Source organism: Micromonospora sp. L32 (assembly GCF_052068055.1).
Taxonomy (GTDB): domain Bacteria; phylum Actinomycetota; class Actinomycetes; order Mycobacteriales; family Micromonosporaceae; genus Micromonospora; species Micromonospora purpureochromogenes.
Window position 1 is genome coordinate 50,589 of the sequence record NZ_JBQHDD010000018.1, and the last position, 7,985, is coordinate 58,573.

Below are 7,985 nucleotides of genomic sequence, written 5' to 3' on the forward strand. Positions count from 1 at the left end.
CAACTCCCCCATGAGATGCCGCGCGGCGACCCCGCGGGCGAGGAGATGATTCCACGGAAGCCGATCTTCGACAATCCGCCTTACATGCCGTCGGTGCCGCTGGTCAGCAGGGGCCGTAGCCCTCGTCGAAGAGGCGGCGGGCCCAGTCGGCGTACCCGGCGATGATCTCCCGCACGGAGGTGCCGTCGTGCAGGAAGAGGTACGCCCGGTCGCCGTCGCGGGCCAGCAGCCCGTCGAACCGGTACGTCCGCTGTGGAGCGTCCAGCCGGACCGCCGACGGGTAGTTGGCCAGCACCTCGTCGACCGGCGTGCCGACGGTGATCCCCTCGGGTGTGCTCATCGGGTCGTCGAGCCAGAGCAGCACCAGCCGGTCGTCCACGAAGATGGGGCTGGCCGCCCCGTGCCCGGCCAGCGTCGGCCCGCAGGCGTCGACCTCGGCGCGCAGCACACCCCGGCGGGTCAGCTCCTGCTCGCTGTCGCCGAACTCGATCTCGGCCAGGCCGCTCAGGTGGACCACCTCGGTGTCGCCGACCGGGCGGGCCGGCACGTCCGAACCCTGTGGACGGACACCGCTCCCCGAGATCGAGGCAGCCGTCAGCAGCGTGGCAATGAATACGAATTGTCGCAATTTCATGGAATCCCCCAGTCCCCAACGGAACCGGGCCGCTCAGGTTGCTGCTCCTCGCCGGATTGCCGGTATTCCCACTCCTCCGCCAGCTCGTCCCAGTAGTCGGCGGACAGGCCCCGCCGTCCGTGGACCAGCCAGCCGTCGGTGTGCCGCTCCAGGTGCAGACCCAGCTCGGCGAAGGGGTCGATCCACGGGCCGGGTTCGGTGCCCAACCGGGCCAGCGCCGCGTTGATCGGCCACTCTGGACGCGGCCCGTCGAGGAGCCGATCGACCCGCGGCCCCCAGCTCACCTCGCCACCCAGCCACACCACCGCCGACTGGTAGCCGAGACCCCCGGCGAACTCCGCCTCCAGGTACGCCACCGGCCCCCGCCGCGACCAGCGGGCCAGCAGCTCCGTCAACGCCGGCGAGAGGAGCAACTGGAACGGCTGCTCCGCGCTCGGCTCGTCGGTGGCGAAGTCGGGCAGCGCCCCGGTCAGCTCCTGGACGAGTTGCGGGGTCACCGGCAGCAGCGCGAAGTCCTGGCGTAGCGCGGCGAGGACGGCGTGGTCCAGCTCGGCGGTCTGCTCGCGGAGCAGCTCGACGTCCGCGACCACCGCGCTGAGCTGGTAACTCATCCGAGCCCTCCGGCATCCACAGGCTGTGGATGGAACATGTGTACGACGGATCCGGTGCCGCCGCAGATCACCGGACGGTACCCGCCGGATCGTCGGCCATCCGCCCCGTGCTGGCCGGAGCCCTGTTCCGTCAGGGTCGGGGCGCTCGCGCTCGGGTCAGGCCCGCTCGGTGACCCGGGCGACGAACGCGCGCCAGGCCGCCGGCGCGAAGACGAGCGCCGGTCCGGTCGGGTCCTTCGAGTCGCGTACGCAGACGATGCCGGGCAGGTTGTCGGCGACCTCGACGCAGGCACCGCCGTTGCCACTGCTGCGGCTGCTCTTGCGCCACCGCGCGTTGTTCAAGTCCATGTCTCCGCCACTTCCGTGATGAGATCGACTGATTGCCAGTGGGACAAGGCCTCGCCGCGCACGTTCTCCCACGCTGCCATCATCGCCGCGATGTCCTCCGGGTCGCTAACCACTTGTCCCTGGAGTTGGTTGTCGAGGTAGCCGGCGATCCGGTGGTCGTGGCTGTTGGCGATCACGAAAGGGCCGTTGAGGCCTGCGTAGACACCGACGGTGGACGGCACGACGTGCACCCGGATGTGCGGCTCGGCGCACGTCGTGACCAGGGCCCGCAGTTGCTCGTACATCGTCGCCCGGCCTCCGACCGGCCGACGGAGGACCGCCTCATCGACGACGGCCGTGAACTGCGGTGGGTCATCCCGCTTGAGAATCCCTTGGCGAGCGAGGCGGGCCGCCAGGTGCCGCTCGACGTCACCTCGGGGGATCAGCCCCGCGTCGCTGAGCACCGCTCGGGCATATGCCTCGGTCTGGAGAAGGCCAGGCAGGACGCTCGGCTCGAACCACCGCAGCGACACCGCCTCGCGCTCGATCTCCTGCCAGGGGCGGAACCAGATCGGGTCCCGACGTCTCGATGTGTCCGGCCATATGTCCGCTACGTCCCGGCCGAGGGCTTCGGCCGCCGTGAAGCGGTGCCGAGGGTGCGGGATGCGGCCCTCGGTCAGCCAGCGCGCGACCGTCTTCGGGTCGACGCCGACGCGTTCGGCGAGGGATTCGGTGGTGTGCCCGGTGTCGCTCAGCGCCGCCCGTAGCGCGTCGTTCACGGCCCCTCCATCGGATGTCTCGAATATCCGCCGACCATATTGCTACGCGGTGTACCTGTCCGGTGACGCGCGGAAGGGTGGTCGCACAGGACGGCGCGGCCGGTGGAGGTGATCCAGCCCGGCGGCCGGCGTCAGTCCGGGGCCGCCTCGACGGGGAGGCGAGGCGGCCCCCTCCACCGCGAAGGAGGCTCCGCCCATGCCGTCCACGACCCGCGTCGCTGTCGGCGCCACGATCCGCGTCCCGGCCGACGGGTACCGCTTCGGGAAGGGCCCGCTGACCCTGTGGATCACCGAGGTGCTGAGCGTCGGTCGGTTCGAGGGGGCGCTCTGGGCCGAGCTGCGCGGCCACGAGGTGAACCCCGATGGCACGCTCCGCATCCGGCAGCGCTTCGCGTTCGTCCGGGTCGACCGGGCCGTCGCCGTCGAGGTGCCGTCGCGGTGAGCCGCCGCCGGGAGCACGTCCCCACCCGACCCACCTGGCGTTGCCAGGCGTGCGGCATCGCCTGGCCCTGCTCGGCGGCGAAGTTGCGGCTGCTCGCCGAGTACCGCCACGACCGGCCCGCGCTCACCGTCTATCTGGCGACCCTCCAGGCCGAGGCCGCCGAAGAATTGCCCGATTCCGGCCCTAACACGCCCCGGGTGGGCCTGATTGACCGGTTCGTCTCCTGGGCCCGCGCCCGCGGGTGACCTTTCTCGCGTACGACGAAGGGCCGGCCCCGTGCGGGGGCCGGCCCTTCGTGTCGCTCTGTCGAGCGGAGGATACGAGATTCGAACTCGTGAGGGTGTTAACCCAACACGCTTTCCAAGCGTGCGCCCTAGGCCTCTAGGCGAATCCTCCGCGAGCCAGGATACAGGTCCCCGGCGGGCCGGCCACCCCACCACCCCCTGATGATCCACCTGGAGTCGGGTAGGCTGGTGTCACCTCCCGTGCGGCGGTATCTCGTGAACCTCCCCAGGGCCGGAAGGCAGCAAGGATAAGCGAGCTCTGCCGGGTGCACGGGAGGCCTTTTTGTCTCCGGGCGCCGGTACCGTACCTGCGGGGTCAGGTCACGGGGTGGTGGGTGGTCACCCGCGCCTGACCGGCGCAGAATGGCTCGGTCGAGAGGAGGCGGTACGGGTGGCACTGGCCCTTTACCGCAAGTACCGGCCGCGCACCTTCGCCGAGGTCATCGGGCAGGAGCACGTCACCGAGCCGTTGTCGCAGGCGCTGCGCAGCGGCCGGCTCAACCACGCCTACCTCTTCTCCGGCCCCCGGGGCTGCGGCAAGACCTCCAGCGCCCGCATCCTGGCCCGCTCGCTCAACTGTGAGCAGGGCCCCACTCCGGAGCCCTGCGGCACCTGCGCGTCCTGCCGCTCGCTGGCCACCGACGGCACCGGCTCGATCGACGTGATCGAGATCGACGCAGCCAGCCACGGTGGTGTCGACGACGCCCGCGAGCTGCGCGAGAAGGCGTTCTTTGCGCCGGCCAGCAGCCGCTTCAAGATCTACGTCATCGACGAGGCGCACATGGTCTCGTCGGCCGGCTTCAACGCGCTGCTCAAGCTGGTCGAGGAGCCGCCGGAGTACGTCAAGTTCATCTTCGCCACCACCGAGCCGGAGAAGGTCCTCGGCACGATCAAGTCGCGGACCCACCACTACCCGTTCCGGCTGATCCCGCCGAAGACGCTCCGGCCGTACCTCGAACAGCTCTGCGAGGCGGAGGGCGCCACCGTCGAGCCGGCGGTCTTCCCACTGGTGGTGCGCGCCGGCGGCGGCAGCGCCCGGGACAGCCTCTCGGTGCTCGACCAGCTCATCGCCGGCGCCGGCCCGGAGGGGGTCACCTACGCCCGGGCCGCCGCGCTGCTCGGCGTCACCGACTCCGCGTTGATCGACGAGATGTGCGACGCGTTGGCCGCCGGGGACGGCGGTGCCGCGTACGCCACCGTCGACCGGGTGGCGGAGGCCGGGCACGACCCGCGCCGGTTCGCCTCCGACCTGCTGGAACGCCTGCGCGACCTGATCGTGCTCCAGCAGGTGCCGGACGCCGCGGCCAAGGGTCTGATCGACGGCCCGGCCGACCACATCGAGCGGATGGCCGCGCAGGCCCAGCGGCTCGGCCCGGGCACCCTGTCCCGCTGCGCCGACATCGTGCACAACGGCCTGGTCGACATGCGCGGCACCACCGCGCCCCGGCTGCTGCTGGAGCTGATCTGCGCCCGGATGATGCTGCCCGGCGCCGACGACACCACCGGCGGCCTGCTCCAGCGCCTGGAACGGATGGAGCGCCGGCTCACCCTGGGTGGCGCCGAGCTGCCGTCGGCCGCCGCCGGCCCCGCGCCGGTCGCCCCCGCTTCTCAGGTACGCCCCGAGCCCGCCCCCGCCGCCCCGAGCGCGCCCGCCCCGGCCGTGGAATCGCGGGACGTCGCCGTGCCGGCGGCCGCCCCGGCGGCGGAGCCGGTGACCCCGCAGGCCGCGCCCCGTCGGGTGCCGCCGGAGGCGGTGATGCCCGACCCGGCCACCCCCGCGCCGCCCCGCCCGGGCAGCAGCTCCCCGGGTGCGCTGGACGCGGTCGCGGTACGCCGTGCCTGGCCGGACATCGTCGCCAAGGTCAACCGGATCAAGAAGCCCGCGGCGGCGCTGATGCGCGACGCCGTGGTCCGTGACGTGGACGGCGACACCGTGGTGCTGACCGTCAAGTCGCCGGTCCTCGCCCAGATGATGGGCAACCACATCTCCGTGCTGTCCGACGCGCTCTACGAGGAGTTCGGCGGTCGCTGGCAGATCCGCTGCGAGGTGGCCGGCGAGCGTGGCGCGGCCACGCTCGGTGGCCCGAGCCGGGCGGCGGCGCCGACCCGACCGGCTTCCCCGCCGACCCCGACGCCCGCCGGCCCGGCCGCTGCCGGCCCGACCGGCGTGGGCCCCAGCGGCCCGTCCAGCGCGGCCAACGGCGTGGGCCCATCTGCCGCGACCAACGGTGCAGGCCGGTCCGACGCGACCAACGGTGGAGACCTGGGCGGTCCGGCGGGTCCGAATGGCGTGGGTCCGCGCGCTGCGTCGGGTGCTTCCGGCGGTGGAGCCGCCGGCGGTCCGGCCGGCCAGTCCACCGGCCGTGGCTCGGCCGGTGGCCCGGGGGCCGGGGGAGCTGGGACCGCCATGGGCGCAGCCGGTTCGGCTCACGGTGCCTCCGGTCCTGCCGGCGATGCCGGTGGCCCGGCGGGCAGCGACGGCGGGCGGCCCGGTGGTGCGGGACAGCCCGGTGGTGCCGGCGGCCCGACCGGCCCTGCGGCCCGGGCCCAGGCCGGTCCGGCGACCCACGGCGGGACCGGCCCGGCGGCGAGCGGCCCGAGCGGCCCGGGTGACGGTGCCGGAGACGACGAGGACTGGCCCGAGCCGGCCCGCCCCGGCGGTGCGGGCGACGGCGACGAGGGCTGGCCCGAGCCGGCCCGTCCGGGTGGTGCCGCGACCGCCACCCCGGGCGGCGACGACTGGCCGGAGCCCGCCCGCCCGGGTGGGGCGACGGCCACCGCGACCGCCGTACCGAGACCGGCCGGCCCGCAGTCGGCACCGTCGCCGGCCCCGGCGGCGGCGACCGGCGGCGCGCCGGTGAGCAGCGCGATCGCGGCGGCGCGGGCGGCTGCGGCGGCGGCCGGCACGGGCAAGGCGGCACGCCCTGCCCAGGCGGCACGGAAGACCGCGGACGCCGACTGGGCCGGCGAGCCGCCGTACGACCCGGACTTCGACGGGCCGCTGCGCGGCGGTGGCCGCCCCCAGCCGGCGGCAACCCCGGCGTACGAGGGGTTCGACCCTGGTGACGAGCCGCTGGACGAGGTGATCGACGAGCGGACCGCCCGGCAGTCCAGCGAGGAGCAGGCGGTGCAGTTGCTCCGGGAGGCGTTCGGCGCCGAGAAGATCGACGAGGTCGACGCGCGCTGAGCGCGCGCCGGCCACCGAGGACGTGTGTCGCCGCCCGACTAGGCTGGGCGCGGCCGAGCAGACGAGTGCGAGAAGGAGCCCTCCGTGCGCCCAGGTGGACAGCCGAACATGCAGCAGATGCTGAAGCAGGCGCAGAAGATGCAGCAGCAGATTGCCAAGGCGCAGGCCGAGCTGGCCGAGGCCGAGCTGACCGGCACCGCCGGCGGCGGCCTGGTCACCGCGACCGTCTCCGGCGCCGGTGAGATCAAGAGCATCAAGATCGACCCGAAGGCGGTCGACCCGGAGGACGTGGAGACCCTGGAGGACCTGGTCGTCGCGGCCCTGCACAACGCCGCCGAGGCGGCCAAGGAGCTGACCGAGAAGAAGATGGGTCCGGTCGCCGGTGGCATGGGCGGCCTCGGCCTGCCCGGGTTCTGAGCCGGCTGATGTACGAAGGTGCCATCCAGGACCTGATCGACGAGTTGGGGCGGCTGCCGGGCGTGGGCCCGAAGAGTGCCCAGCGGATCGCGTTCCACGTCCTGTCGGCGGACCCTGCCGACGTCAACCGGTTGGCCGGCGCGTTGCGCAAGGTCAAGGAGCTGGTCCGGTTCTGCACCACCTGCTACAACGTGGCCGAGTCCGACCAGTGCCGGATCTGCCGCGACCCGCGCCGCACAGACGAGGTGCTCTGCGTGGTCGAGGAGCCCAAGGACGTGGTGGCGATCGAGCGGACCGGTGAGTTCCGGGGCCGGTACCACGTGCTCGGCGGGGCGATCAACCCGCTGGAGGGCATCGGGCCGGACAACCTGCGCATCCGCGAGCTGATGACCCGGCTCAGCGGCGGGACGGTCCGGGAGCTGATCCTGGCCACCGACCCGAACACCGAGGGCGAGGCGACGGCGACGTACCTGGCGCTGATGGTCAAGCCGATGGGCATCTCGGTCACCCGGCTGGCCAGCGGCCTGCCGGTCGGCGGCGACCTGGAGTACGCCGACGAGATCACTCTCGGCCGCGCCTTCGAGGGCCGCCGCGCCGTCTGAGCCGTCGTACTGGGCGGCCGAGTCGCATCCGATGGGTCCACGCGAACAGGCGTGGACCCATCGGCGTTCTCCTCGTTGATCATGAAGTTAGCGGCGGCGTTGATCTCCTCCACCACTGTCAACCTCATGATCAACCCGAGGTGTTCCCGGTGAGGATCGGGTGCGGGTATGCCGCTGGCCGGCACCCTACTCGGGGGTGCCGGCCAGCGTTGATTGTTCGGTGGGTCAGTTGTTCCAGTGCTTGGCGACGAGGTCGGCGGCCTGCTTCTCCCACTGGGCGTAGTGGTCCGGGTAGGCCGAGACCTGCACGGTCTGCGCGGCCTTGGTCAGCGGCATGTCCTTCCAGCCGTCGACCTGCTTCAGACCCTTGAGGAACGCCATCGTCGAGTACTCGGGGTCGGTGATCTGCTCGACGGTGCCCCAACCGCTGGAGGGGCGCTGCTGGAACAGGCCCTGCGAGTCGTGGTCGTTGCGGTCACCCAGGTGGCCCAGGTTCTCCAGCTTCGACTCCTGCAGCGCGGTGGCGATCGCGACCACGGCGGCCCGCTCGTCCATGCCCGACTTCTTCGTCGCCGCGATGATCGCCTTGACGTTGGCGGTCTGCTCGTCGCCCAGGGTGATGTGCGACTGCTTGCCCTGCACGCCGTGCGGGATCAGCTTGCTCTTGTCCACACCGGGCTTGTCGGCCTGCACCACGGCAAC

The 7,985-nt window shown here is 72.7% G+C and carries 10 protein-coding genes, 1 tRNA gene and 1 other RNA gene; 6 read left to right on the top strand and 6 right to left on the bottom strand.

The window, feature by feature from the left end; translation table 11 throughout:
* Positions 1-103: 103 nt before the first annotated feature.
* From ACTMTB_RS30170 to ACTMTB_RS30185, 4 genes are all read right to left on the bottom strand, one after another.
* The gene (locus ACTMTB_RS30170; RefSeq protein WP_441149539.1) at positions 104-598 is read right to left on the bottom strand and encodes a hypothetical protein; all 495 of its coding nucleotides are present in this window, start codon (positions 596-598) and stop codon (positions 104-106) included.
* A 32-nt stretch (positions 599-630) separates the two neighbouring features.
* Positions 631-1,245, bottom strand: a complete 615-nt coding sequence (locus ACTMTB_RS30175; protein WP_441149531.1) for a hypothetical protein — start codon at positions 1,243-1,245, stop codon at positions 631-633.
* Positions 1,246-1,401: 156 nt separating this feature from the next.
* Positions 1,402-1,593 (bottom strand): DUF397 domain-containing protein, encoded by a 192-nt coding sequence (locus tag ACTMTB_RS30180; RefSeq protein WP_441149532.1) that lies wholly within the window; start codon positions 1,591-1,593, stop codon positions 1,402-1,404.
* Positions 1,584-2,351, bottom strand: coding sequence for a helix-turn-helix domain-containing protein (locus tag ACTMTB_RS30185; RefSeq protein ID WP_441149533.1), 768 nt, complete (start codon positions 2,349-2,351; stop codon positions 1,584-1,586). Before ACTMTB_RS30185 ends, ACTMTB_RS30180 begins: the two co-directional genes overlap by 10 nt.
* A 196-nt stretch (positions 2,352-2,547) precedes the next feature.
* On the opposite strand from ACTMTB_RS30185, the gene ACTMTB_RS30190 reads away from it, so the two are divergent.
* Together ACTMTB_RS30190 and ACTMTB_RS30195 are read left to right on the top strand one after the other, a co-directional pair.
* Positions 2,548-2,793 carry a hypothetical protein gene (locus ACTMTB_RS30190; protein ID WP_441149534.1) on the top strand — a complete coding sequence of 82 codons (246 nt, stop codon included), beginning with the start codon at positions 2,548-2,550 and terminating at the stop codon, positions 2,791-2,793.
* Positions 2,790-3,038 carry a flavin reductase gene (locus tag ACTMTB_RS30195; protein WP_441149535.1) on the top strand — a complete coding sequence of 83 codons (249 nt, stop codon included), beginning with the start codon at positions 2,790-2,792 and terminating at the stop codon, positions 3,036-3,038. Before ACTMTB_RS30190 ends, ACTMTB_RS30195 begins: the two co-directional genes overlap by 4 nt.
* Before the next feature lie 66 nt (positions 3,039-3,104).
* On the opposite strand, the gene ACTMTB_RS30200 is transcribed toward ACTMTB_RS30195, so the two are convergent.
* Positions 3,105-3,189: transfer RNA gene (locus tag ACTMTB_RS30200), tRNA-Ser, on the bottom strand.
* 81 nt (positions 3,190-3,270) lie between these two features.
* On the opposite strand from ACTMTB_RS30200, the gene ffs reads away from it, so the two are divergent.
* From ffs to recR, 4 genes are all read left to right on the top strand, one after another.
* Positions 3,271-3,360: signal recognition particle sRNA small type (ffs, locus tag ACTMTB_RS30205), an RNA gene on the top strand.
* Positions 3,361-3,468: 108 nt separating this feature from the next.
* A complete protein-coding gene (locus ACTMTB_RS30210) occupies positions 3,469-6,264 on the top strand; it encodes a DNA polymerase III subunit gamma and tau (RefSeq protein ID WP_441149536.1) in 2,796 nt (931 codons plus the stop codon).
* A 108-nt stretch (positions 6,265-6,372) separates the two neighbouring features.
* The gene (locus tag ACTMTB_RS30215; protein ID WP_218896632.1) at positions 6,373-6,681 is read left to right on the top strand and encodes a YbaB/EbfC family nucleoid-associated protein; all 309 of its coding nucleotides are present in this window, start codon (positions 6,373-6,375) and stop codon (positions 6,679-6,681) included.
* Positions 6,682-6,689: 8 nt separating this feature from the next.
* Positions 6,690-7,283, top strand: coding sequence for a recombination mediator RecR (gene recR, locus ACTMTB_RS30220; RefSeq protein ID WP_179802253.1), 594 nt, complete (start codon positions 6,690-6,692; stop codon positions 7,281-7,283).
* 225 nt (positions 7,284-7,508) lie between these two features.
* Here the strand turns inward: recR and ACTMTB_RS30225 are convergent.
* The coding region (locus ACTMTB_RS30225) for a hypothetical protein (RefSeq protein ID WP_441149537.1) at positions 7,509-7,985 on the bottom strand (477 nt) is incomplete at its 5' end.